This window comes from Thermopirellula anaerolimosa (assembly GCF_054657335.1).
The window spans coordinates 512,575-537,780 of sequence record NZ_BAAHYX010000004.1 but is presented as its reverse complement, the minus strand read 5'-3'; the positions used below and the strand labels follow the sequence as shown (position 1 = coordinate 537,780).

The 25,206-nt window shown below is 60.1% G+C and carries 21 protein-coding genes; 15 read left to right on the top strand and 6 right to left on the bottom strand.

Annotation, left to right across the window (positions count from 1 at the left end):
• Positions 1-522: 522 nt before the first annotated feature.
• From flhA to ACYQ6J_RS02655, 6 genes are all read left to right on the top strand, one after another.
• Positions 523-2,616, top strand: a complete 2,094-nt coding sequence (gene flhA, locus ACYQ6J_RS02680; RefSeq protein ID WP_460182652.1) for a flagellar biosynthesis protein FlhA — start codon at positions 523-525, stop codon at positions 2,614-2,616.
• A gap of 172 nt (positions 2,617-2,788) precedes the next feature.
• Positions 2,789-3,997 (top strand): flagellar biosynthesis GTPase FlhF, encoded by a 1,209-nt coding sequence (flhF, locus tag ACYQ6J_RS02675; RefSeq protein WP_460182651.1) that lies wholly within the window; start codon positions 2,789-2,791, stop codon positions 3,995-3,997.
• A gap of 600 nt (positions 3,998-4,597) precedes the next feature.
• The gene (locus ACYQ6J_RS02670) at positions 4,598-5,014 is read left to right on the top strand and encodes a hypothetical protein (RefSeq protein ID WP_460182650.1); all 417 of its coding nucleotides are present in this window, start codon (positions 4,598-4,600) and stop codon (positions 5,012-5,014) included.
• 285 nt (positions 5,015-5,299) lie between these two features.
• Positions 5,300-5,563, top strand: coding sequence for a hypothetical protein (locus ACYQ6J_RS02665; RefSeq protein WP_460182649.1), 264 nt, complete (start codon positions 5,300-5,302; stop codon positions 5,561-5,563).
• A 317-nt stretch (positions 5,564-5,880) separates the two neighbouring features.
• The gene (locus ACYQ6J_RS02660; RefSeq protein WP_460182648.1) at positions 5,881-6,660 is read left to right on the top strand and encodes a FliA/WhiG family RNA polymerase sigma factor; all 780 of its coding nucleotides are present in this window, start codon (positions 5,881-5,883) and stop codon (positions 6,658-6,660) included.
• 334 nt (positions 6,661-6,994) lie between these two features.
• Positions 6,995-9,280 carry an acetylxylan esterase family protein gene (locus ACYQ6J_RS02655; RefSeq protein ID WP_460182647.1) on the top strand — a complete coding sequence of 762 codons (2,286 nt, stop codon included), beginning with the start codon at positions 6,995-6,997 and terminating at the stop codon, positions 9,278-9,280.
• A gap of 80 nt (positions 9,281-9,360) precedes the next feature.
• Here ACYQ6J_RS02655 and ACYQ6J_RS02650 read toward each other — a convergent pair whose 3' ends face one another.
• On the bottom strand, positions 9,361-9,579 hold the full coding sequence (locus tag ACYQ6J_RS02650; protein ID WP_460182646.1) for a hypothetical protein: 219 nt from the start codon (positions 9,577-9,579) through the stop codon (positions 9,361-9,363).
• Between the two features lie 1,246 nt (positions 9,580-10,825).
• Between ACYQ6J_RS02650 and ACYQ6J_RS02645 the strand changes: the two genes are divergently transcribed.
• Both ACYQ6J_RS02645 and ACYQ6J_RS02640 read left to right on the top strand, forming a co-directional pair.
• Complete coding sequence (locus tag ACYQ6J_RS02645) at positions 10,826-11,101, top strand: flagellar biosynthesis anti-sigma factor FlgM (protein ID WP_460182645.1); 276 nt, start codon at positions 10,826-10,828, stop codon at positions 11,099-11,101.
• The gene (locus ACYQ6J_RS02640) at positions 11,098-11,652 is read left to right on the top strand and encodes a Fur family transcriptional regulator (protein ID WP_460182644.1); all 555 of its coding nucleotides are present in this window, start codon (positions 11,098-11,100) and stop codon (positions 11,650-11,652) included. The genes ACYQ6J_RS02645 and ACYQ6J_RS02640 overlap by 4 nt, the downstream gene beginning before the upstream one ends.
• Positions 11,653-11,821: 169 nt before the next feature.
• Here the strand turns inward: ACYQ6J_RS02640 and ACYQ6J_RS02635 are convergent, their stop codons facing one another.
• The 5 genes from ACYQ6J_RS02635 to ACYQ6J_RS02615 all read right to left on the bottom strand — a co-directional run bounded on the left by ACYQ6J_RS02635 (position 11,822) and on the right by ACYQ6J_RS02615 (position 19,279).
• On the bottom strand, positions 11,822-14,431 hold the full coding sequence (locus ACYQ6J_RS02635; protein WP_460182643.1) for a c-type cytochrome: 2,610 nt from the start codon (positions 14,429-14,431) through the stop codon (positions 11,822-11,824).
• 119 nt (positions 14,432-14,550) lie between these two features.
• The gene (locus tag ACYQ6J_RS02630; RefSeq protein ID WP_460182642.1) at positions 14,551-15,024 is read right to left on the bottom strand and encodes a QcrA and Rieske domain-containing protein; all 474 of its coding nucleotides are present in this window, start codon (positions 15,022-15,024) and stop codon (positions 14,551-14,553) included.
• 477 nt (positions 15,025-15,501) lie between these two features.
• The gene (locus ACYQ6J_RS02625; protein WP_460182641.1) at positions 15,502-16,545 is read right to left on the bottom strand and encodes a DHH family phosphoesterase; all 1,044 of its coding nucleotides are present in this window, start codon (positions 16,543-16,545) and stop codon (positions 15,502-15,504) included.
• A gap of 139 nt (positions 16,546-16,684) precedes the next feature.
• Positions 16,685-17,713 (bottom strand): bifunctional riboflavin kinase/FAD synthetase, encoded by a 1,029-nt coding sequence (locus tag ACYQ6J_RS02620; protein WP_460182640.1) that lies wholly within the window; start codon positions 17,711-17,713, stop codon positions 16,685-16,687.
• Positions 17,714-18,007: 294 nt separating this feature from the next.
• Complete coding sequence (locus ACYQ6J_RS02615) at positions 18,008-19,279, bottom strand: DUF4912 domain-containing protein (RefSeq protein WP_460182639.1); 1,272 nt, start codon at positions 19,277-19,279, stop codon at positions 18,008-18,010.
• 804 nt (positions 19,280-20,083) lie between these two features.
• On the opposite strand from ACYQ6J_RS02615, the gene ACYQ6J_RS02610 reads away from it, so the two are divergent.
• The 7 genes from ACYQ6J_RS02610 (at position 20,084) to atpA (ending at position 25,198) form a co-directional block, all read left to right on the top strand.
• Positions 20,084-20,233 (top strand): hypothetical protein, encoded by a 150-nt coding sequence (locus ACYQ6J_RS02610; RefSeq protein WP_460182638.1) that lies wholly within the window; start codon positions 20,084-20,086, stop codon positions 20,231-20,233.
• An 18-nt stretch (positions 20,234-20,251) separates the two neighbouring features.
• On the top strand, positions 20,252-20,743 hold the full coding sequence (locus ACYQ6J_RS02605; RefSeq protein WP_460182637.1) for a hypothetical protein: 492 nt from the start codon (positions 20,252-20,254) through the stop codon (positions 20,741-20,743).
• 4 nt (positions 20,744-20,747) lie between these two features.
• A complete protein-coding gene (atpB, locus tag ACYQ6J_RS02600) occupies positions 20,748-21,596 on the top strand; it encodes a F0F1 ATP synthase subunit A (RefSeq protein ID WP_460182636.1) in 849 nt (282 codons plus the stop codon).
• Positions 21,597-21,787: 191 nt separating this feature from the next.
• Positions 21,788-22,153: an ATP synthase F0 subunit C gene (gene atpE / locus ACYQ6J_RS02595; protein ID WP_460182635.1), complete on the top strand. Its 366-nt coding sequence runs from the start codon at positions 21,788-21,790 to the stop codon at positions 22,151-22,153.
• A 135-nt stretch (positions 22,154-22,288) separates the two neighbouring features.
• Positions 22,289-22,936, top strand: coding sequence for a F0F1 ATP synthase subunit B (gene atpF / locus ACYQ6J_RS02590; RefSeq protein WP_460182634.1), 648 nt, complete (start codon positions 22,289-22,291; stop codon positions 22,934-22,936).
• 122 nt (positions 22,937-23,058) lie between these two features.
• Entirely contained in the window at positions 23,059-23,706 is a 648-nt protein-coding gene (gene atpH / locus ACYQ6J_RS02585) for an ATP synthase F1 subunit delta (protein WP_460182633.1), read from the top strand.
• Positions 23,663-25,198, top strand: a complete 1,536-nt coding sequence (atpA, locus tag ACYQ6J_RS02580; RefSeq protein ID WP_460182632.1) for a F0F1 ATP synthase subunit alpha — start codon at positions 23,663-23,665, stop codon at positions 25,196-25,198. Before atpH ends, atpA begins: the two co-directional genes overlap by 44 nt.
• The last annotated feature ends 8 nt before the right edge of the window (positions 25,199-25,206 follow it).

Here is a 25,206-nt window from a genome sequence, read left to right as displayed (position 1 = left end):
CGCCGCACTCGATCCTTGCGAGCTCACGAGTGGCAGTGTTCGGGTGATTTACTCCACGTTCCCCATCTTGTCAACTCGGGGGCAAGAACGGTGGTGAGGTGGAGGAATCGGCTTATTCCGTGTTATCGGTTGGAATGCAGTCCTGCTCCGGGAGAAACGCGACGCAAGACCAAAACCCAAGCAAATCCGCATTCCGCCGTGCAGTCCGCAGAAGTTCGACCCGCTTTCAAATAAATGGTTTAGGGGAAATAAGAGGCATGCGGTTAGCTGGGCGGTCTCATCATGGCCGAACCCGGGCGAAGCGTGTGTTCGGGTAGACGTCCGTTGCGGCGGCAAGCGGGGGCGGGCGAGTAAGGTGAGAGGGGCGAACTCGACTGGACTTTTGGCCCAAATTGCAGTATCGTCCCGCACGATTCGCAAAGCAGCGGTCGGCCGTAGCAGGCCGCGCACAGTTATCGGTTTTTCGCACACTTCAGCGAGGCTCCTCCAGGGCCGTTGTCATCCCAGTAGGCTTTCCCGATCGTGGCTACAGGAAGTCCCCTTGCCCGCACGAGTCTTTGGGCGGTCGTCAAGCCGCAGGAACTAGTGTTCCCAGTGGCTTTGATCGTCAGCGTGCTGGTGCTTTTGGTGACGCTTCCATCCACCGTGATGGATTTCTTGTTGGCCATGAACATTACGTTGGCCGTCATCATGTTGTTGACGACGGTGTACGTTCGAGCACCGCTGGAATTCAGTATCTTTCCCTCCCTGCTCTTGGCGAGCACCCTGTTGCGACTGGTGCTGAACGTGGCGACGACGCGGTTGATTCTCACCCGTGCCGGTAGCGACGGCCTAAACGCGGCGGGCAGTGTTGTGCGGACCTTCGGTGAATTCGTAGCCGGCGATCAGATCGTCGTCGGAATTATTATATTTTTGATCATTGTAGTGATTCAATTCGTCGTCATTACCAAAGGCGCCACGCGAATCAGTGAAGTAGCGGCCCGATTCGCCTTGGATGGCATGCCGGGACGCCAGATGGCCATCGACGCCGACCTGAACGCCGGGATCATCGACGAGCACGAGGCTCAGCGGCGGCGCGAAGAAATCACGCGGCAGGCGGATTTCTTCGGGGCCATGGACGGTGCCAGCAAGTTCGTGCGGGGCGACGCCATTGCCGGAATTATTATCACGATAGTGAATATCATCGGCGGGTTCTTCATCGGGGTCGTCCAATTACGCCTTTCTTTTGCGGAAGCCGCCGAGATTTACACCAAGTTGACCATCGGCGACGGGTTGGTGAGCCAAGTCCCCGCTTTTTTGATTTCCGTGGCCGCCGGTCTCTTGGTGACGCGGAGCAGCAACGAGGTCAACCTGCCGGCGGAACTACTGCGACAGATGTTCGGCAGGCCGCAAACAATGATCGTCGCTGCCGCCTTCCTAGGGCTTTTGGTGTTGACGCGACTCCCCGCAATCCCGCTGTTATCGCTGGCGGCGGGGTGCGCGGCCTTGGCCGTCATTCTTACTCGCAAGACGAATCAAGTGAAGCAGTCGGAGGAGGCCAAGAAGAAAGCCGAAGCGGGAAAGCCTCCCGAGGAGAAGATCGAGGATTACCTCATCGTCAATCCCATGGAAGTGGAGATTGGCGTGGGGCTGATACGCTTGGCGGACCCCAAACGTGGCGGCGACCTTTTGGAACGGATTCACCGCATTCGCAAGAATGTCGCCGCGGAGATCGGGATCATTCTTCCCAAGGTCCGCATTCGCGATAATTTCCAACTCGATCAGCATCAGTATCGCATCAAGATCGAGGGAGCCCCCGTCGCTGCCGGAGAAGTGTATCCGAACTTGCTTTTGGCTATGGATTCGGGTGTGACCGGCGGCAAAGTGGAGGGCATCGAGACGAAGGATCCGGCGTTTGGATCGCCCGCCTTGTGGATTGAACCGTCGCAGCGAGAACGGGCCGAGATGTACGGTTACACCGTGGTGGAGCCTTCCGCCGTGATCGCCACGCATTTGACCGAGACGATACGCCGGCACGCCGACGAAATCCTCACCCGCGACGCTACCAAGCACTTGATCGACGAACTCAAGAAGACCTCGCCCGCGGTGGTGGAGGATTTGATTCCGAACCTGATGCGTTTGGCCGAGGTGCAGCAGATATTGCAGCTTTTGCTGCGGGAGCAGGTTCCCATTCGCCAGCTTAGCCTGATCCTGGAGACGTTGGGGGATTATGCACCGCGGACCAAGGATCCCATCTTGCTGACGGAATTCGTGCGAGCGCGATTGGCCCGGACCATTTGTACGCGTTACCGGGATGCCGAAGGCCGCCTGACGGTCGTAACGCTTGATCCCGCGCTGGAGGATCGGATTCGCTCGGGCTTCGATCATACAGAACGCGGACTGTTCATACGAATGCCCCCGCAGGTGATCGAATCGATTTGCCGGGCCTTGGCCCAGGAAATCGGCAAGTTGACGTCGGCCCAGCGACCGCCGATCGTCCTGGTGAACCCGCAAATCCGGGCGGCGCTCAAGGAGATGACCTCCGGTTATCTGCCGCAACTGGTCGTGCTGAGCTACAACGAGATCACGCGTGATACGAGGATCGAATCCGTGGCCATGGTGCCGGATATCCGTTGAGGGGGAGAATTCGGAAGCCGAGATCTTCCCTGACGATGGGGGCAAGGGCGATTCGCGGATTTGAGGAGGACGGAAGCAGGCGGATGCCGACGGGAGACCTCCTCGGGGATGGTAGCGAGATGGCCCCGGGGTCGGAATGAGTCCAGGAAAGTTGGAGATCGGAACACGGACGATGGAAGTGCATACGTTTCGCGCCGATACGATGCATGAGGCTTTGGCTCTTGTGCGACGTGAATTGGGACCCGATGCGGCGATTTTGCGAACTCGCGAGGTTCGGACGGCGCGCCTGTTCGGCCTGTTGCCGGGTCCTCGCAAGATCGAGGTGACGGCCTCGGCGGGGGTCAACGTCCCCAGTCGTTTGCCGCCGGTCGAGCCATCGCCGCCGGGGATGATGCGCAATCGGGCGGACTTCGGCGAGGGGGGATTGTCGCTGGAGTCCCCCAATTCGGAGACGCGAAGTCTCGCCTTTCGGGGCGAAGCATCGGTGCACGAGGTCCGTAATCGGCTGGAAAGCATGGAGCACATGCTGCACGAGTTGTGCCGTCGGAACGGATCTCAAGCCGGACACGATTGGCCGGATTCCTTGTTTCGGCTTTACACCGACCTGATCGACGCGGATTTGAGCGAGGAAGAGGCGCGGGATTGGGTGGAGCGGGTCCGATCCGACGCCCTCCGCGACCGCATCCAGGATCCGTCCGTGCTCAAGTCGCGCATCGGGCGAATGCTGGAGAGCGAATTGGCAGTGTGCGGTCCCATTCGGCTAAGCCGAGGGCAGCGTCGCGTGGCCGCCTTGATTGGGCCGACCGGCGTCGGGAAGACGACCACGATTGCCAAACTGGCCGCCAATTTTCGTCTGCGGGAGAATCGCCGGGTCGGGTTGATTACGGTGGATACCTACCGAATCGCCGCAGTGGAGCAACTTCGCACCTATGCCGACATCATCGACCTGCCGATGCAGGTGGTTTCCACTCCGCGCGAGATGCGCGAAGCCGTGCAACGCTTTACCGGATTGGACCTGGTGCTGATCGATACCGCGGGCCGCAGTCCCAAGGATGAAATCAAAATCCGCGAATTGCGAACGTTGCTGACCGAAGCTCGCGCCGACGAGGTCCACCTGGTGGTTAGCAGCGTGATCGGACCGCGGGCGCTGCGGCAGATCATCGACCACTTCCAAACGGCGTCGCCCACCGCGCTGCTTCTCACCAAGTTGGACGAAGCACCGTCGTTGGGCGGACTATTGCCCGTGCTGAGCGAGGGGCGACTGCCTTTGAGCTATTTGACGAATGGACAGAATGTTCCGGACGACATCGAGGTGGCCGACGCAGGAAAATTGGCCCGCATGATTCTGCGACTGGAAGATCTTTCCGGTGCAGAAGCATGACGAACGAAGCAAAAAACCGTCGTCCGCCCCCGGTTTGCCCGGGCACGCGACCGGCGACATGGCCGCGATGATACATCGAGCCGACGACGAATGATGACTTGTTCCTGATTACATGGTGCGGTTTCGAGGTGCGGCGTGCACGTGGAGCAAGATCAAGCTTTTCGCCTTCGACAACTGGTACTCCGCCGGAACGCCCTGAAGCAGGCTGCTCCATCGGAGTTGTCATGCCCAATACTCGCAGTTTTTGGGGCACGGGATGGAGCAGGGGCTTCTACGGTGGCGCTGGGACTGGCGGACGTATTGCGAAGACGTGGTTGCGAGGCCGCGTTGATTGCGGAGCACATCTCGGATGCGCCGGTGTCGACGGTAGCGCTCGCAAGCCATGCTAGCAATCTCAAGCACCGGTCTGCTGCCGGCGGTTCCCACACGGTCCCGGAAGCGGCTTCCAGGCCGGGATGCCCAGCGCCGCAGGGTGCTGCGGCCCTGGCCGGAACGGTAATTCGTATTCGAGATGCGGGAGCGGTGTCGCCCGAAGACGTGGGACCGCGTTTACTCGACGGACGGATTTTGCTTGTGGCGCCCGCGGATGCACCGGGCCTCATGCGAACGTATGCCTGGCTGAAGACCGCCCACAAGGCCGGGGCGTTGGAGCGGACGGCGGTCGTCTTCAACGGCGTGTCGGAGGAAATGACGCTGGCCGAGGCCGCGGCGCGGGTTCAGACCGCGACCCGACGATTCTTGGCGGTTGAGATACCGGTTTGGGCGGGACTGCCGCTGGTGACGGAGGAGGCCGCTCTTCAGGCCTTGCCGGGCTTGGGACGTCTCCAAGGCGGGCACGACGTGCCTTTGGCGACGGAATGGGCGGAAGGGTCGGCGGCGGAACAATGGATACGCGGCCTGAATGACGTGGTTGATCGCCTGCTCGAAGTCTGGATCGGACGCGGCGCGAACAATGTCGCCGTACACGGCGAGGACTCGCACGATCGGCTATTACCTCCGCACGCGGGCGCGGCCTGAGTTTCCGCGAAAATCGCGGCCAAGGATCAGAGGAAGGGCCTTGGCAGGCGAGAGCATCATAGTCAGGCGCTTCAACGAATAAAGCGATTGTGAAGATACCGTAAGCCATGCACGATCTTTCGAATTCGCTCAAGCAGAAGGGTTGTTCAGCCGATACAGAATGGGCGCAACGGTTGGATGATGGAAATGTCGTTGTGTCATCCGCCGGGCGCCGCGTTATCACGCAGAACTCAGCCGCCGCCGAACGTTGGGCGGCGCATAACCCCTGGGGCGAGGTCGAGGATCGTGTCACGCCGTTATGCCGGGGTTCTCGGTCCGCTGGCCATGACTTGCGTCTTGATTCACGGACTGATCCACGGTGCGCCTTCGGACGACGTGCTGTTACGTGCCTGGTTGAGTCTTTGGGGATTCGCCTTGCTGGGAGCGATCATCGGAGCGGTCGCCGAACGCAGCGTCCGAGAGTCGGTCGAGCAGCGATTGCGGGGCGAGTTGGCGGCAAGATCGGGAAAAGGTCTTCAGGATTCCTCGCCTAAGCCGGGAAATGCGTAGCGAGCTAGGAAAGAGGCTGGTCGCCACCGGTGGCCGATAACAGCACGCCGGACCGGAAAAAACACACGACCAACCGGAACCGCGGGGCGGCAAGACTGGACGGCGGCGAAATGGCGCGGCGGATAGGGGCTTGTGGGGCCGCGCCCACTGCGTTGAGGCAAGGCTGTTTCGATTGATTTCACCACCCGGGAGAGACACGGATGAGTCGTCCCAAGGCTGGTGCTTTCGCCACGACAAGACCGGGGAAGAGGGCTGTCGCGGCGGTTCGGCGAAATGGATTGCAGAAAACACAGGACGGCACCTTCAGGGAGGAATCCATGCCTACCACGACCGCTCCCGAGGATGTGGAGCAACTATGGATTGAATTCAAGAAAAACCCCGAAAATCAGTCCCTACGCAATCGCTTGGTGGAAATCTATCTGCCGTTGGTCAAGTACAACGCCGAACGAATTTGGGCACGCTTGCCGGAGGGCGTGGAACTCGACGACCTCATCTCGGCGGGCGTATTCGGCCTGACGGACGCCATCTACGCCTTTGATTTGGACCGCGGCGTCAAATTCGAGACCTATTGCGTTCCGCGGATTCGCGGGGCCATGCTCGACGAATTGCGATCCATGGACTGGGTGCCGCGTTTGGTCCGCTCCAAGGCCAGCAAACTCAACGAAGCTACGCGGAATTTGGAAGCCAAGCTGGGGCGGCAACCGACCGACCAAGAACTGGCGGCGGTGTTGGGACTATCGGTGCCCGAGTTGGAGAAGATGAAGCTGGATGCCAGCGCCGTCAATCTCATCAGCCTCAACAAGAAGTGGTACGAAACGGATAGTTACAAGGAGGTGCGCGAAGTCGATATCCTCGAGGACAAACGAGGTGAAGATCCCACGCGGCGCATTCAGAAAAACGACATCATGCGCCTCATCACCAAAGGTCTGAATCGCAACGAGCGATTGATTCTCATCCTGTATTACTACGAAGAATTGACGATGAAAGAGATCGGCGCCACGCTCGATCTCTCAGAAAGCCGCGTCAGCCAGATGCACAGCGCCATCGTCCAGCGATTGCAACAGCAACTGGAACGGCGCAAGGCCGAGTTCGGCTGAGCAAATGCCTAGCGAGGCGCCTCCCGCCGCCGGGGCCGCTTCTTTGACGAAGCGATCCGATACCGCGTAATAGGCGGGTATTCGGTTATTCATGCGCGGTCGGTATGTCGATGTCCGTGCCGACTCTTGCCGAATCGCGCGGCGGAGAGAGGAGTCCTCCGCAGAACGTCGCACCCATTTCTTAAAATTGCCCGCCGATTCTTCGGGACCATCGTCGCTTCAACGCGTGGGTCGAGGGTTGCTTCTTCGTCGGTTGATTAGCGCCGGCGGCCCCCGTATACTTTTCGCCGGACGTTGTCTAAATCCGCGTTGCAAGCTCAGGGGAGAATGTTCGATGGCGAGGAATCATCGATCGCGAGGCTTTGCTAACGGCGTCGGGGCGGGGCGACGGAAGATCGCGGGAGCGTTGCCGACCATCTTATTGGCGACGGTTGGGATTGGAGTCTTGGCTTTGTCCGTGGGTAGGGCCTACGCGGAGTCGCCCAGCGCTGGGAACAACGACTCTCAGGCTCAAAAATGGAACGGGGCGGTCCACGAGGATGCCCGATTGGGCGACCTCAAGACATTGGACGGCTATTTTCCGTTCCAACCGCCCAGCGATTTGGCGACCTGGGAGACACGCCGTGAGCGGGTGAGGCGTCAGATCCTTGTGGCCGCCGGTCTGTGGCCGATGCCGCCGCGACCGGAGTTGCAGCCGGTTATTCACGGCAAGATCGATCGCGGGGACTACACGGTGGAGAAGGTCTATTTCGAGTCGCTGCCGGGCTTCTATGTGACGGGAAATCTTTATCGACCGACGCGAGGCAAGGCACCCTATCCAGCGGTGCTGTCGCCCCACGGACATTGGCCGAACGGCAGATTCTACGACTCCGGCGAGGCCCAGGTCGCACGCGATATCGAAAGCGGCGCGGAGCGATTCCCGGTGGGTGGTCGATTCCCCATCCAAGCCCGATGCATGCAGCTAGCCCGAATGGGCTGCGTCGTTTTCCATTACGACATGATCGGTTACGCCGATAGCCGACAGATGCCGCACCGTCCCGGCATACGCCCTCACCTCAACACCGCCGAGCGTTGGGGCTTTTTCAGCCCTCGAGCGGAATTGCTGGGGCAAAACATGCTCGGTTTACAGACGTTCAATTCCATTCGGGCATTGGACTTTTTGTGCAGCCTGCCGGACGTCGACGCCTCGCGAATCGGCGTGACCGGCGCCAGCGGGGGCGGCACGCAAACCTTCCTAGTGTGTGCCGTGGATCCGCGTCCGAAGGTCTCGTTTCCGGCGGTCATGGTCTCCACTGCGATGCAAGGGGGCTGCACTTGCGAAAATGCGTGCTATCTTCGCATCGACACCGGCAACGTGGAGTTCGCGGGACTTTTCGCGCCCAAGCCGCTCGGTATGACTGCCGCGGACGACTGGACGAAGGAAATCGCAACCAAGGGACTGCCCGAGTTGCGTCAGCTCTACACGCTGTACGGAGTGCCGGAATTGGTGATGGCCGAGCCTCTGCTTCAATTTCCTCACAACTACAACTACGTGTCGCGAGGGGTGATGTACCGCTGGATGAATCGACATCTCGGCTTGGGGCTGCAAGAGCCGATCGTCGAGGAGGACTTCCAACCACTCACGCGGGAGGAGATGTCGGTTTGGGACGGCGATCATCCGGTTCCGGCCGGCGGGGAGGATTGGGAAACGGCGTTCCTGGCGAATTGGCAGGACATCAATCGGCGGCAAATGGAGTCCCTGCTCCCTACGGATGCGGAGAGCTGGGAGCAATATCGTCGCATCCTCGGCGGGGCCTTTGATGTGATCATCGGCCGACCCATGCCGAAATCCGAAGAAATCGCCTGTGACAGTTTAGGAGAAGAAGCGGGGGAAGGATTTCGCGTCGAACGGCGATTGGTGCGGAATTTGAGCCGCAAGGAATGCGTCCCGGTTCTGGAATTGGTGCCCGAACAGCCCACGGGCGCGACCGTCGTGTGGGTCTCCGCGGAAGGCAAACGTGCGATTTGGGCGGGGGCGAACCAACCCGTACCCTTGGTGGAGCGATTCCTGCAAGCGGGCATCAAAGTGGTGGCCGTCGACACGTTCGGTCAGGGTGAATTCACGAGCGACGGCGAACCATGGAAAAGGGCCAGGTTGGTCAAGACCGATGATTTTGCCGGCTTCACCTTCGGCTATAATCCTCCCTTGTTTGCTCAACGAGTCCACGATTTGCTGAGCGTGACGCGTTACCTGCGAGACCGCTATCCGACCGACAAGCTTTGGATGATCGGATTGGAGGGAGCGGGCCGTTGGGTAGCCGCCGCCCGAGTCCAAGCAGGCGAGGCTGTCGATCTGGCCGTGTGCGATGACGGCGACTTCCGATTCGTACACGTGACGGAAATGGACGATCCGGACTTTTTGCCCTCCGCCGCGAAGTTCGGCGACTTGCCGGCATTGTTGAGTTTGTCCGCTCCGTTACCTCTCTGGTGCCGGGTTGCCGGCAGCGATGACCAAGCGGTGATCCGGCGATGCTACGCGGCGACTCAAAGCGAAGGCAACTTGCGGCTTTGGCCGGAGATGCCGCAGGATCCCAAGGCCGCCTGGATGGAAGAGTTGCTCAAGCAAGTCCCCGGCGGTTGAATACCGCAGGGCGACTTCGGATTGGGTATTAGCGTGTACGGCCCTCCGGAAAGCACGGAGAGCGAGCACGCTCCCATTCATCACGGCGTTTCGTGCGACTTGCCGGACTCGGAGGAGCGTTTGCGATCTGCGCGCAGAATCCGCCGCGGATTGCCGTATTCAGCCACTAAGGCGTCCAATTCAGCCTGTATGTGTGCCTGAAAAGCCAGGAATGCCTTGGCCGAGACGCGAATCGGCTCGTCGCACTCTTCGTGTGCACGGCTGATGAGGCGGCCGGAATCGTGGTTGGTCGTCTTCATGCTCGTTCACCTGCCCGAGGTCTCGGCGACAATCCGCCGCTGGAGTGCTTTTACCACTTCCATCCTAATCGAAACACGCTCTCGCGGATAGCATTTGGAACCCCCGAGGTTGGTCAATCCAGGATATTCCTCTATGGAGGGGTGTCCGCCGCATGGTTGTGAGACGATTGGGCCTCGCAATCCTTGTGGGTTCCTCGCGTCTCGCGAATGCAGCGGGCATTCCGCCTGTTGAGATAACTCGCTGCAAATCTCTTGCCGCATGATTTGTCATCGGCCGATTTAGCCGTTGATTTGCCTTTCCATCAATTTGGACGGATGGATTATGCAAAAGGTTCACCTTGAAATCATTTGGAAGAATGTAGCAAGGATGGTAGTTATGGGTTGTCTGGGTAAGGGCCGGTTGAATGGTTTCTTCGCGTTTTAGGCCCCGGTGTGTTCGAAGCTTGAGATGCATTTGCTTCCGGAATTCTTTAGTTAACGGCCCGGTTGTTTTGTGCCAATCTGAGGTCGGTATAGGTGCAGGTAGCGGAAAAGAGGAACGGAGGGCGGTGAAAAAGGCGGCCCGGCGAAACGGAAACCGTCTCGTCGGGCCTGATCACCACGGGCTGGTGGTGTGTACTGAACGGGAAAACGAGGATTCCGAAGGGCCGCTCCCAAGTCGCTCCCGGCGACGCGGTCTGTCGGTCTTCTAAAGTTGAAACACTTGTTCGAAATCAAAGTTTCGGTCTTGAGACGCGGCGACCGGGAACGTACAACCGCAACTCAAGGGTGTCTCGGGTCGGGCTGAACCGCAGACCGAGATTCGCCCTCGCGGATCGCCGGTTTGGCGCCGTCGCTGTGGACCGCAATCCGGGTTCGCGGCGGCGCAACGCGATGCGTTATTCCAAGCGGAATCACCGTTACTACAGGCCGATCGGAGGGAATGCTGTTTGGGACTGCAACCTGTGGCCGAAATTGTAAATGCGGAGCGAGATGCTACCTGCCACGGAACGGCTTTTCCCGGATGCTCCATCGGCCGCGAACCGACGCACGATCACGTCGTCGGATTTCACGATGCGTTCGGCGGCGGGGACTTCGACGGATGCTATGGCGGCCAAGTGAGATTTAGAGTATAGTTCCTATGGAGAAAGAGTGCGGTGCTTCGGTTCCTTCACCGCGCTCGTTAACCGATCCTCTCCTGATCGCGATGTGCGGAGATCGGCTTCGCGTCGGGCGGGGTGTGGATTGTGACTCTTGGAGATTGCTCATGCAAATTCACGGTCCGTCGCACATCCACGGTGCTCAGCCTTTGCACGGGCCGCATGGCCGCGTCGCGCGGCCCGAGGCCGTCGCAAACGCTTCGCCCATTCAGGACGAGTTGCAGCTTTCCGACGCGGCCCAGCTTCTCGATAAAGTTCACGATTTGCCCGACGTCCGGTGGGATCGCATCGCCAGAATCAAGGCCGAAATCGCCAACGGCAGCTACGAAACCGAAGAGAAACTGCAAATCGCGGTCGAACGTTTGTTGGATGAAATCGGGTGAGCGACAGCCCTTTTCCCTTGCAACCGGTCAACCCGCCGGAGTCGCCCGAGCAGCGGTTTGAAAAGTTTCTCCGCGCCCGGGGGAAACGCATCACCGCGCAGCGGCGTTTGATCGTCGCCACCATCTTCAGCCATCACGATCATTTCGACGCGGATGATTTGATGGCCCATCTCCGAGACCGGATGAATTCCCGCGAAGTCAGCAGGCCGACGGTTTATCGAACCTTGGGAGAGTTGGTGGAGGCGGGCTTGCTGCGCCGCATGACGTTACGGGATCGTTATGTCTACGAGCACGGCTACGGATACCCCGATCACGACCACCTCTACTGTCAGGCCTGCCACCGCCTAATCGAGTTCTATACGCCCTTGCTGGACGAAATTCGAGAGCAAGTCTCGCAAGAACACCGCTTCCATGCCGTTTCTCACCGACTGTTGATCACGGGCATTTGCGAGAACTGTCTCCGCGAGCAGGCAATGCAGGCGTCGGAGGAAAAGCGACCTTCGGCTTGCGAGCATGAGCACGCGGCCGATTCGACCGGCGCGAAGGGGTAATCTTCGCATCTTGGGTCCTTGGCCGCGGTTGGCGGGGCCAAGCCGAAGCACGCTTCGGGATCGCGGCGAACCTTAAGCGTCCACACCGGCCGGCACAAGGCCGTCTCCGAGCGAACGAACCGTGTCGTCGTGACTGCGGTCGCCGCACCGGCGAGAATCGGGCGAAGGGTTACTCCTGCGACTTTTTTCCGCTTTCGGATCGGGCTTTTCCCAAGAGCCAATCGGCGAGGACGTCGATTTCCTCTTTGGTCAATAGATTCTTGGCCGATTCGGCAAACGCGTGATAGGACGGCATGCCATCATTGGAACTGGGGTAAAAGCGCTCGTTCTTGGGATTGGCAATGAATTCGGACAACCACGTCCGCGAACCGTAACCGGTCAAGTCGGGGGCCGTCCCCAACTCGCCGCGATCGTAGAACTTGTGGCAATCGGTGCAGGTGAAATCCTCAAAGAGTAATAGCGTATCCTCGTCCGGCGTCGGCGGTTCCTCACCGGGCGCGTACTCCTTCAATGCCTCTGCCGCTAAGGCGTCGATCAATTTGTCGAACTCCTCTTGTCCGATATCGTCAATGAGTTCGCGCAGGTTTCCTCGCACGAACTCTGCCATGCTGCCCTCCACGAACGCGCTGTTGCCGAAATACTTCGGGGTGGCGATCTGTTTGGGATCCAGCAAGCCCGCGATCCACGCTCGGGAAGCGAATCCCCCAAGATCCGGCGCCGTGGGGCTGACGGCGGCCAAGTTGTCGTCACCCTCGGCGGTGTGGGCGTGACACACCGAGCAAAGCTCCTTTTGGTAGAGCCAGCGGGCTTCGGCTTGCTTGTCGCCGGTCGGGCGCGGCGGGAGCGGTTTTGCTCGCGCTTGCCATTTTCCCAGCGTCAACATGACCGATTCCTTCGCCGGTTGAGGGCTTTCGTCGCCCGGCGCCGAAGGCGAGATTTCGACCCAGTCTTGCCGCAGAAAGTCTGCCAAGATTGCCAATTGCTCGGTAGGAATGCGATTCGCTTCCGGACGTGCCGGGTCTTCCACGTAGGCGGGCATGCGGTCGTTTCGGAGGCCGTAGAAAGCAACGTGCTGCGGCGAAGCGAGGATGCCGATCAGCCATTCCCGCGAACCGTAGCCCGTCAAATCGGGGGCCGCGCCCTCGGGACCCGCACCGTGAAAACGATGGCAACGGGCGCACTCTTGACTGGCGATCAACTCCCGACCCCGCGCGATCAGATCGCGGTCCGATTCAGGTGCCGGTTCGTAGGGGAGATCGGCTTCGGCGGCCAAGGCCGCTATGACGGCCTTGCGGTCTTCCTCGGGCAGTTGTTGAAAGCGCTCTTCGACATAGCGCACCATGGCTCCGGCGGCAAATCGCGTGTTGCCGAAATACTGTTCCGAGCCGATACGTTCGGGATCGAACAAACCTTCGAGCCATTCGCGACTCGCAAACCGGGCCAGATTTGGCGCGGAAGGATTGTCGCAAAGGATCGCACCATCCTGTCCGGAGACGCCCAAGGAGTGGCAACTGGCGCATTGTTGTTCGAAAAGCCTGGGGCCTTGAGTCTTGGGATCGGCTCGCAAAAGCGCCAGAGCGCCGGCGGGCGGTATGCCGCCGTTGTATCGAATCAGGGTTAGCGTCCTTTCCGCGTCTCGCCGAGCGGCCTGCTTGGAGGCGGCGAACTCCGCATCGTGCCAGTCGTGTCGCCACGATTGGTACGAGAAGTAGGCCAGTCCCCCGAAGATGATCAGCGTGAACGCCACGTTCCAGACGTGCCCGCCCATTGCCCGGCCGAAAATCGGCATGGCGAAAAACAGCAAGGCCGTAATTCCCGGGATCACGAAAATGGCCAAGACCTTGATCTCGCCGGGGAACAGATTGGCGAAACCATAGAGACCGCGGAACGACCATTCGGGACGGGCGGCGGCGTAGAAATTGGCCGGGTCGGTGTCGGCCGGCGCGCCCAGCTCAACGCCGAAATGGTGACTGGGCGCCTTCCAAGCGGCGGGATCCAACGCTCCGGGCAGAAAGACGAACGCCAGAACGACGATCATCGTGACCAAGCACACGCCTCCCTGGAGCACCACGGGGAGGCGAAGGTCCGGCTTGGCTCCGCGATAACGGTCGGGCATCTCTTCCACCCGTCGTCCCGCTCGGCGAGCCAGCGCCGCATGGATCACGGCGATGAGGATCAAGGTTCCGGCCGAGCAGACCACGTGCATGGCGAAGAAGTGAGTCAGCGTGTGATGTCCGAACGAAGGGCCGCCCACTACCAAGCGGTACAATGTACCGCCGATCTTCGGCAGCAAGAGCAGGAAGCTCACGCGCGTCTGCGTGGCGGCGTAGGCTTCGTCGTCCCAGCTCAAAAGATCGCCGGTCAGACAACCCGCCAGCGACAGGCCCAGCAAGATAAGTGCGGTCCAAAAGACGAACTCGCGAGGAGGGGCATATTTCCGCAAAAAGATGAACCCCAACACGTACACGATGAGGAATCCCACCAAGACTTGAGCGCTCCAAAAGTGGATGCCCCGCACAAGCCATCCCAAGGTCAGTTGATGCTGGATGTAATAGACGCTTTCCCAGGCCGTTTGGCTGGATGGGCTGTAGAAGAACCACATCGCCAATCCGGTAATGGCCTGAAGGCAAAGCAGGAAAAAGAGGACGGTCAGCCCCATCGGCCACCAGCAGCGACCATAGGCGTCACATCCCCCGCCGCAACTAGCCGTTACCAAAGATCGCCATGCGATTCGATCTTCCAGCCAATCGGAAAAAGTCGTGCCGAGCTTGCTTTTCATGGTCAGACTCGTGAGGGGGCGGGAGTTTTTTCTGGTGTCAAGGGCGGTCGATTTCGGGCGAGTCTGGTCGGCAGCGACGGCGATGCTGAGCGCCGATCGTCGCCGAACGCAACTCCCCATCATGCCATGGGAATCTTCGCCGCGGTGCCCAATTGGAAGTTTTGGAAAACGACCCACACGTCACCGTTTTCGCCGATTTCCACGTCGAGGGAATCCATGTCGCGCGGGCTGGGGGATACCGCATCCAGCCTCTTCCCGGACAGGGAAAAGTTCGCCAAGTGACAAGGGCAAAAGAAACGGCCTTCCGCGTCGCCCTCGCCGGGCTTGTAGTCGACCGAGCAACCGGCGTGCGGGCAAACCACATGCAGGGCTTCGACCCGGTCCGCTGCGATCTTCCGCAGATAGACCGCGCCGACCGGTTCGCGGGAGACCGTCCAAGCGTTCACTTTTTCGGCCACGACGGGAAACTTGCGGGGAGTACCGTCTTCGGGGAGGTTATCCAGCGAGGTCAATCGTACCCGCAAGCCCCCTTGGGCTTTCTTGCCCAGCGGACTCAAAAAGGCCGCCGCGCCGCTCCCGATGCCGGGCAGCAACGCTACGAGCCCGAGTATCCAGGCGACAAAACTACCGACAAAACCGCGGCGGGAAGGTGCCGTTGCGGGAGAGTCGCAGCAACACGAACAAGAACAAGCTGAATCCGATTGTGTCATAGCGTTCCCCAATGTCACAGTTTGCGTGCGTTAATGGCGCCCCGGGGCGGGCCTCTCCTGGTTGCCATCACGTTGAGCGGACAACATGACGGCATGGTTTCGGCATAAAGCCGTTCAATATTACGTTACAAAACAGCCAAAGGGTTGCCCCCGAGCCTGCCGTTCCGCGTGATTTTGTGCGATTCTTCCGTCGCGACGGCATTGGGCAACGCGGCAATTAAAACTGCAATAATTGGTTGCGGCGGCCTGGCGATCGCAAGGAATTTCCTCGGCTGAGGGCGGGTCACCGCGACTCCGGCTACCGCCGTCGCAAGTCTTTCGTTTCGTGGATGCGCGCGGTTTGCGCAACCGTATGTTTCGCTATTGTTGCAAGGCCTTCCGCGCGGCGTCAAGAACTTTCGCCTGGGCGTCCTCGAGTGAACCCAGAATGGTGGCGCCTGCCGCGGCCTTGTGGCCGCCGCCTCCGAATTCGGCAGCCAACCGACTGCAATCGACGTGGCATCGACTGCGAAAGCTGACTTTGAAACGCCCCGGCGTGTGTTCGACGAGGATGACGGCGAACTGGGTACCGCTGACGGTCAACGTGGTGTTGACGATGTCTTCGCTGTCGGACGCAATGGCGCCGGTCTCCGCGAAATCGCTGTGGACCAGGTAGGTGTGTATGAGTCGGCCATCGAGTTCGGTTTCAGCTCGTTGCATGGCGCGCCCGCTCAAGCGAAACCGCCCGATCCGCTCGTTCTCGTAGAGGTCGCGGTAGAGTTCGTCCGGACGGACTCCGGCGGCAACGAGTCGGGCTCCCAAGGAGAAGGTATCGGCCCGGACCGAGCTAAAGCGAAACCATCCGGTGTCCGTCGCCAAGGCTGCCAAGAGCAACTTGGCCGACGTGGGATCGAGCGGCACTTCCAATTCATCGGCCAACTCGGCCACGATTCGGCCCGTGGCTTCGGCTCGCGTGTCTTTGAAGAATTGCGCCCCCAGTTCGTCGCCGCTCACGTGGTGATCGAGGACGATTTTCGTCCGGGGAAAATCGCGGAGGAATTGTGCCATCCCACCAAGTTGTGCCCAGGCCGAGGTGTCGAGCACGACCAAGGCGTCGGCGGAGGCTCGCCACTCCTCCGTCCGCGGGTCGCCGAGGCGATGAAGCTCGCCGTTCGGGTCGAGAAACCGCAGGTTGGGCGGGACGTCGAAATCGGCCAGGCAGACCGTCTGCTTACCCAGCCGTTGCAGGATGTTGGATAAGGCCAACGTACTGCCGATGGCGTCACAGTCGGGCCGAATGTGGGTAGTCAAGATGAAGGAGCGATGATCGGCGATGGTTCGCCGCAGGCCGGCCCAATCGATGGTCATATCGTCTTGCGGTGAGGGAGCGGAATCGCGGGGATTACAGCTACCGGCGGCTTGCATGAATAGGGTCTCCCAGGTCTGATTTCTTGGCTTGTCTGAGGCGGAGTTGAGAAATAGCTGCGTAGCGTTGCTTAGCTACCTACTAACGAGAGGCTGTTTTGAATCCTTGTAGCCGCGATTCACGAACGCTCTTGAATCATCAAGACGACTTCGGTGCGACGGATAGCTTGGGTGGTTCGGTCGGCAAAGAGGGTTCGCTCGGCCGCGACGGATCGTCAGGCGGGTGTCGGTCCGGTTGGGCATCCTTGAGATACTCGGCGGCCTTTTCTTTGGCGATTGCCACGTCGAGGGCCATGCGATCGAGCAACGCTTCAACGCCGTCGAAGCGAACGACGTCCCGCAGTCTTTGCAGAAAAAGGACCTCCAGTTCGCGTCCGTAAAGGTTGCCCGAAAAATCACACACGTAAACCTCGAACTTGACCTGCTCTTCGCCGAAGGTGGGATTGCCGCCGAGGCTGATGGCCGCCGCGTAGCTCCGACCGTCGATTCTTGCCAAACCGGCGTAGATGCCGGGGGCGGGAAAGACCGTTTTCAGGTCCTGAAGATTCGCGGTGGGATAGCCCAAGGCTGCTCCACGACCAGCGCCGTGAACCACCGTGCCGCGCGTGGCGAAGGGGCGAGAGAGCATCGCATTGGCCTGATCGATTAGTCCCGCCCGAATCGCGTCTCGGATGCGAGTGCTGGAAATGGGCCGGCCTTCAAATTCCACAGGCGGCACGATTTCCAAGCGTATCCCGTATTTGTTACACCAACCGGTCAGCAATCGGACGTCGCCCTCGCGGTTGCGCCCGAACCGAAAATTGGGGCCTTCCACGATTGCGCGGATCGCGAGTTGTTTTCGAAGCAGATGGTGGAAGAAGTGCTCAGCGGAAGTTTGGAACAGGGCGGGCGTGCCGGCAAGGACGATGACGGCGTCGATTCCCGCCTCGGCGAGCAATTCCGTGCGGCGCTCCGGCCAAACGAGAGGGGGCGGCGCTCCCCGGTGCGACAGAACGGCGGCGGGATGAGGTGCGAATGTCATGACAACGGCAGGCACGCCGTCTCGATCCGCCGCTTCACGAAGCCGACGCAGCAACGCAAGGTGTCCACGATGCACCCCGTCGAAATTTCCGATGGTCAACGCGCAACCGCGAAGTTCGGGTTGATCGCAGTCCGAGAAAACTTTCACGGTTCAATATTACCCTGGGCAGCTTGAGTTGAGGAACCGCGGTCGAGAAACCGCCTTGTGCACGCGGGGGACCGCCGGCGCGCGATCGCAGGGTTTGCCGGCAACGGCGCGTGCGAAACGGAATGCCCGGTCAGCGCCGCGGCGGCATCCCTACACAATGGCAAGTCCTCAATTATACCGCCGCGATCGACGAGGCGAACAAGGTACTCCTACCCGCTGCGTCTTTGGTAGGGCCGACGACTTGGAAGTGCCTTGCACTTCCGCCTTTGGAGGTCGTCGGACGACAGGCGGCGATCAGCTCTCCATTTCGCGAACCACCGGTTCCATGATCTTGGTGTTCCGCTCAACGGCGACGACGATTGTCCGTTCCTCGAATCCGTCCGCGCTGACCGCTACGATAGGCAGTACGTGCCGCTTGTCCGGTAACGGGATCCGTATGGAAAAGCTGCCGTCGGGTTCCACCTCGATCGGTTCTCCGCGCACGGTGATGGAGTAGTTCGGTAGCGTCCGGCCGAAAAGGGTCAGTTCGGCATCGATTTGAAACAGGAAATGCGGGCGGGGGAGCAGCGACTGATCCACACCGGGGCCGAAACGGCTGACGACGCTTCCGCCCATGGGGCGTTGCAAACGCTCTTCCAAAACCTCACGCAGTTCGTTAGTGTCCGAGCCCTCTTCGTATCCTCCGCTGAGTGCGTAGATGCGGTCGAAGTCTTCGGGGATGCCGGACCATTTGAGATCAACGACGTCGGCGGAATGGGCGGGCGGCGTCGTGACGGAGTTACCCCGAGCCAGGCAGAAAAACCGCCCGTCGGACGCGGCGTAGCCGATATCCACGCTGTAGGTCTTGTCCGGAGCGCCGACATGTACATACCAATGATTGGCGCGACCGTCGATCTCAATGTCTCGTACGAGCACGCGTTCGGCGCGGCTCGTGCCGTCCTGTTGAATTTCCCACAGCCTCAGCACCGGTCGAGCCAGGTGCCAATTCTGGGCCAAGGCGACCCTGGCCCGCTCCACCGCCGACTTGGATATTTCCCACCACGCTTGAATCCAATAGGCGTCGCGGACCATGACCACCAAGCGATCTTTGTAGGGCTTGCCGTTTCCGGCATCCGCCCGTGCCAGATCTTTGGCCGAGGGGATCTTGGCCGAAGGAATGGCGGAAACCGGTTGCGCGGCCGGCCCGGCCTTCGATTTCCGCCTTTCCTTGGTTTTCGATTGGGAAGCCGCGGATCGCTCCGCCACGCCTCGCTTCGCCCTGCCGTTTCTCGCAGGACCGCTTTGCGAGGCCGCCGGTTTCGAGGATTCGATCTTTGATTCTACGATGCGACGACCGGTGGAACTCTGCTTAGACTTTGCCTCGCTTCGCCGGCTGGTTTTGGTGTCGCCCGACTTGGCGCCTTTCGAAACGGTACCCCGCTTACGCTCGTCCCGTTTGGCGGATCGCACCAAGGCGTCCACCAATTGCTGCTTGCGCATGGCATGCCATCCCGGTATGCCTTTGCGTTTTGCCATTTCGGCCAAGTCCTTGACGGTATGCAACTTGAGCTGCGAGGCCGTAATCACTGGACAAACCTCCAACACACCGCGAAAATGTTGCGGGTAAGCGCAATCCGAGGAGGGTCAGTCTTCAACGCGCCGCACAGGACGGCGGGGCGGGAGCGTCGCAAACGAGCGTTAATCGCTCTCCGCGTGGCCTGACCGCACGCACCGTCCTCGGAGACGCGGAACCACGTTCATGTCCAGGGCGGTCCGTGCCCAATGAAATCTCAGCACGCGTGGCGCGGCGGCGAATAGCCGCCCTCGCGGAATCCGCTTGCGGTGATACCACCGGCAATGGCGTGGGAAGGTGTCAGCCAACGAGGTCGAGTCCGTTTCAATAAGGATTCGTATCGTCAGCGCAACACCTTACCCGATTATACACACGAACACCACAGCCCGCAACAGTTTCCCGGCACTGTTGCGGGGGAGGAACCCCTCTGAGTACATGGCTTAAATTCTTTATTGATCGTGCTTTGCGGAAAAAACTGTGATAGATTAGCGGTCTTCAAGTTGTCGGGGGAGGCGGGATCGTACCCTGTAGTGGGGATGGCGAGGAGATGGTTTCACTTTTGTTTTTTTAGAAAAGCAGCTAACCTTGCGTATCTCGGCTATCTTGCCGATTCGGGGGCCATACTGTGCATAACGGATCTTAGTCTAGATATGGTCCAGCCTTCGCGGGACTTTGAAGAACAATCCAAGGAGAATCTTGGCAAGAACGCCGACGACCGGCGGGACACCCGATCCCCCCTGGCAAAGGGATGGGCCATCGGTTCGGAAGTCGTTGCGCTCTCTTTGCAGTTTGCACTTCCTCTTTTCGGAGGGTTTCTGGTGGATCGATGGGCAGGATCCTCGCCAGTGGCCACCATTGTGGGGGCGGTTTTGGGGTGTGTGACGGCGGTGCTCGGGTTCGTCGCGTTCGTTCGTCGATTGGAAGGACAATCACAGACGCGGCAAAACGGGATCAAGAAGACGCTGTGAAAATGGATAAGGCTTCCGATGGATGATCACGACCATCAATTTGTCCAATGGCGGGCGATGGCGTTTCTTTGCATCCCGATTGTTGTGACCTATGTTCTTCTAGTGCCAACGGTGTCCTGGATTCGTGGGAGCGGTGCCGCGGAGTTTCTGCCGGCAGTTGTGGCGGCCCTGGGCTGCTTGGCCGGTGCCGTACTATCTTGGGGCATCGTCTGTCAGGTGGTCGGAACGGATGCGAAAATGTGGGCCATGGTATTGGGCTTCCTTCCTCGGACGATAGTGCCACTTGTGGTGGTTGCGGTGTACTCCATATTTGTGGAGCGACTGGTCAGCATCACCGCTTTTGTGTATTGTATTGTGTTTTACCCCGTTGCCCTGGTCAGCGAGTCTTGGCTGACCATCAATTCCCTACGGCGGGAGGGATTGGGCGGCGAAGAAAGGGATCCCGGCTCAAAGCCGACCAAATCACCTGGATTTTCATACGACGGCCCTGCATGCTCCCGCAAGGAGTAAACGCATGTTGGATATCAAGCACGCGGGTGAGCACGTCAAGGATGCGGTCTCGTTTCACCTGCCGTTTGGTAAACACATCGACTTGCCGCTGATAGACTTGGGCACGGTGCAAGTTTTCGGGGCGGAGATCCCCCTGCGCCTGCAAGTAACCAAGTTCATGGTGCTGGAGTTGGTCGCCGCCGTCTTGATGATCTTGGTTTTCGTTCCGTTGGCGTGGCGTTTGCGGGGCGGACGCGCTCCTCGCGGTCGTTTGACCAACTTTTTTGAGGCGATGCTTGAATTCATCCGCAACGAAGTCGCGCGACCTGCCATCGGGAAGCACGACGCCGATCGTTTCCTGCCTTTTTTGTGGACCGTCTTTTTCTTTGTGCTGTTTTGCAATCTGTTGGGCTTGATTCCCTGGGCCGGGTCGCCGACGGGATCGTTGAGCGTGACGGGCGCCCTGGCCGTCCTGACCTTTTTCACTGTGATCGGCGCCGGGATGCGGCAATTCGGGCCGGTTCGCTACTGGCTGGGACTCGTTCCCCAGATGGAACTGCCGGCGGCCATGGCCGTCATCCTCAAGCCGATGTTGTTTGCGATTGAGGTGCTCGGGCTGCTGATCAAGCATTCGGTGTTGGCCGTGCGTTTGATGGCGAACATGTTTGCCGGGCATCTGGTCTTGGCCGTCATCCTCGGCTTCATCGCGGCGGTGGCCGACCTGTGGACGATCCTGTGGGTCGGCGTCACGGTCATGAGCATCTTGGGTCAAGTTGCACTCAACATGCTGGAATTGTTCGTCGCCTTTTTGCAGGCGTATATTTTTACATTCCTAGCGGCGCTTTTCATCGGCATGTCGGTGCACGAGCACTGATGCCGGTGTGTCGCGGGGACCGTCGGGGCCGGTTAAGGGAAACAATGGATATGTCGTTGGTGCTTTCGGAAATGCAGCGTGCCGCCATGCGGTTCGCGGGCGGTTGACGAGAAGGTGATTCCAAAGACACGCGATACGCCGGCGGCAGGGTATCGCGCACGGGTGTTCCAGGAAGAAAGGAGATTCGTTCCGTGAACAAGTTGCTGAGCGTTTTGGCGATGACGTTCGTTCTGTCGGCCTTGGCCTTGCCGGCCCTCGCGGAAACGGCGGCGCCTGCTGATGCCGCCGCGGCGGGTGAACAGGCGCAGGTGCAGGCGTCGGGAGGCGGGCGCGGCGGTTCCATCTTTTTGGGCGGTGCGTTCGGTGCCGGGTTGATCATTCTGGGTGCCGCCTACGGTATTGGAAGGATCGGCGGCGCCGCGGTCGAAAGCATGGCGCGGCAACCGGAGGTGGCTCGGAATATTCAGACGGCCATGATTATTTCCGCGGCTCTGATCGAAGGCGTGACGTTCTTCGGTTTGATCGTCTGCTTGATAGCCTTGTTTTTCACGGGCTGATCCCGTGGAAAAAAGGACGGCCGGGGACGGGCGTGCGACGTTTTGCAACTTGCATCCAATTGACGCACGTCTCCCCGGCCGGGACCTCCGGTCTGGATACGCTGTCCTCGATTTGTCCGCGGGAGTCTGATAGATATGCTTGGGCGCTGGCTGGTGGTTGGTGCTTTGGTCCTTGGATCGCTTGGGATGATCGCGCCGCGCGACTTCGCTTGGGCGGAATCGCATGCCGCAGCAAGCGGTCACGGTGAGGCCGAAGGCGGCGTCGGCGAAGCCGTCAACCCGCTGGACTTCAAAGCCGACCTCGCCTTGTGGACGGTATTTGTGTTCCTTGGCGTCCTCCTCGTGCTGTGGGTATTCGCCTGGAAGCCGATCATCCGTGCCTTGGATGATCGGGAGCAGCATGTGAGCGGAGAGATCCAAGCGGCGGAGGAAGCCAATCGCCGGGCGAAGGAACTGCTGGAGGAGTATCAGAAAAAGCTCAGCGGGGCCCAAGAGGAAATCGCGCGGATGATGGAGAAGGCTCGGCAGGACGCGCGGGCGTTGGGGCAGCAGATCGTGCAAGAGGCGAGGGAAGAGGCGGAGGCCCAACACCGTCGCAAGTTGGCCGAGATCGAACAGGCGGCCGACCGTGCTGTTCAGGAAATTTCTCAGTTGGGGGCCAATCTGGCGGTCGATTTGGCAGGCAAGATCGTTGCTTCTCGACTCGATCCCGCCGCCCATCTGCGGATGATCGAGCAAGCCGTGGCGACCTTGGGTGCCGTTCGTGGCGCCGACGTGAATTGATGCCGAGGGCGACCGAAAACCGGGAGCTCGTTCGGCGCAGATGATACGGGGCGGAAAAGCGGAGGTTCCCGCAGCGGAGAGAGCAGGGCGCGGCGACCCGTCGCGATTTGGGGAAAGTTTCCATGACCGCGGATATCAACGCCGAAGACGCAAAATTTGCCGCCGAATTCTCGCCCGATGTTACCGTCGAGAGGATCGCCGCGGTCTATGCCGAGGCCCTCTTGGATGTTGCGGAGGCCGCCGGCGAGGCCGATTCCTTGGTTCAGGAACTCGAAGATTTGGTTCAAGAGGTTCTGGAACCCTATCCCGAGTTCGAGGAGATCCTCGGCTCCTCCGTCGTTTCGCACGAAGAAAAGACGCAGATTCTGCGACGGGTCTTCGGAGGTCGTGCCAGCAATCGTCTGCTGGACTTTCTGCTGGTGCTTTCGAGGCGGGGTAGGTTGGACTGTCTGCGGGCGATCGTTCGGGCGGTGCGGGAGGAATGGATTCGACGCCGGAATGAAATCCGCGTGAGAGTGAAAACGGCGGTGACGCTGAGCGCCGAGGTCGTTTCGGAATTGGAGCGAACTCTGGAATCCTTGCTGGGGCGTCGCCCGATCATCGAACAGAGGGTCGAACCGGACTTGTTGGGTGGGATCGTCATCGAAGTCGGCGATACGGTGTTCGACGCGTCGGTGGCTGTCCAATTGGAGCGGGTCCGCAAGCAAATCATCGACAGGAGTGCCCATGAGATTCAGAGCCGACGAGATCGCTTCCGTTATTCGGAGTGAAATCGAGCAATATCAAGCTCAGATCGACGTCCGCGAGACCGGCCGAGTGCTGGAAGTCGGCGACGGGATCGCTCGCGTGTACGGTTTGTCGGGCGTGATGGCTGGCGAAATGGTGGAGTTTCCCAGCGGCGTCCGCGGCCTGGCTTTCAACTTGGAAGAGAATTCCGTGGGCGTCATCATCTTGGGGGATTACCTCAAGATCGAAGAAGGGGACGAGGTCCGCAGCACCGGTCGACTACTCAGCGTACCGGTGGGGGAGGCGGTTTTGGGGCGAGTCATCGATCCCTTGGGCAATCCCTTGGACGGCGCCGGACCGATCGCGACCACGGAAACGCGGCCCGTGGAAAGCCCCGCTCCCGGCGTGGCGCAACGTCAGCCCGTCAATGAACCGCTGCAAACCGGCATCAAGGCGATCGACTCGATGACGCCGATCGGTCGCGGGCAGCGCGAGTTGATCATCGGCGACCGCAAGACGGGCAAGACCGCCATTTGCATCGACACGATCCTCAACCAGAAAGAGACCGGGGTCAAGTGCTTTTACGTGGCGGTGGGACAGAAGGACTCCACCGTCGCTCAGATCATCGATACCCTCCGCCGCCGCGGGGCCATGGAGTACACGACCGTGATCGTGGCGGGCGCGAGTTCTCCGGCGCCGCTACAGTACATCGCTCCCTATGCGGGTTGCGCGATGGCCGAGTATTTCATGTACAGCGGACGGCACGCTCTGGCGATCTACGACGATTTGACGCGACAGGCGCAGGCCTACCGGCAGTTGTCGCTGTTGATGCGGCGGCCTCCCGGACGCGAAGCCTATCCCGGCGATATTTTCTATTGCCACAGTCGGTTGTTGGAGCGGGCGGCCAAGCTGAGCAACGAACTTGGCGGCGGGTCGTTGACGGCCTTGCCCATCGTGGAAACCCTGGAAGGCGAAGTGTCGGCCTATATCCCGACCAATGTGATTTCGATTACCGACGGCCAGATCTACTTGCAGCCCGACTTGTTCTTCGCGGGCCAGCGACCCGCGATGAATGTGGGTATTTCGGTGTCGCGGGTGGGCGGCAAGGCCCAAGTGCCGGCGATGAAGAAGGTGGCGGGAGGCCTGCGTCTGGACCTGGCGGCCTTTCGCGAATTGGAAGCCTTCGCGCAATTGGGGACGGAATTGGATCCGGCCACCCAAGCCCGATTGGATCGCGGCTATCGCATGACGGAACTGCTCAAGCAAGGCCAGTATCAGCCCATGCATGTCACGGATCAGGTCGCGGTGATCTACGCCGGAACGAAGGGCTTTCTGGATCAAGTGCCCGTTACGGAGGTGCGACGCTGGGAGAAGGAATTCTTGGCCTACTTCCACGAAAAGCATCAGGCCCTGCGACAGAGCATTACCGATAGCAAGCAACTGAGCGGCGAAGACGAGACTCGCTTGGTCGAAGCCTTGAAGGAATTCAATCGCGAGTTCGTTCAAAAGCGTGAACCGGCCGCGGCGTTGGCCTGAGTGCTGAT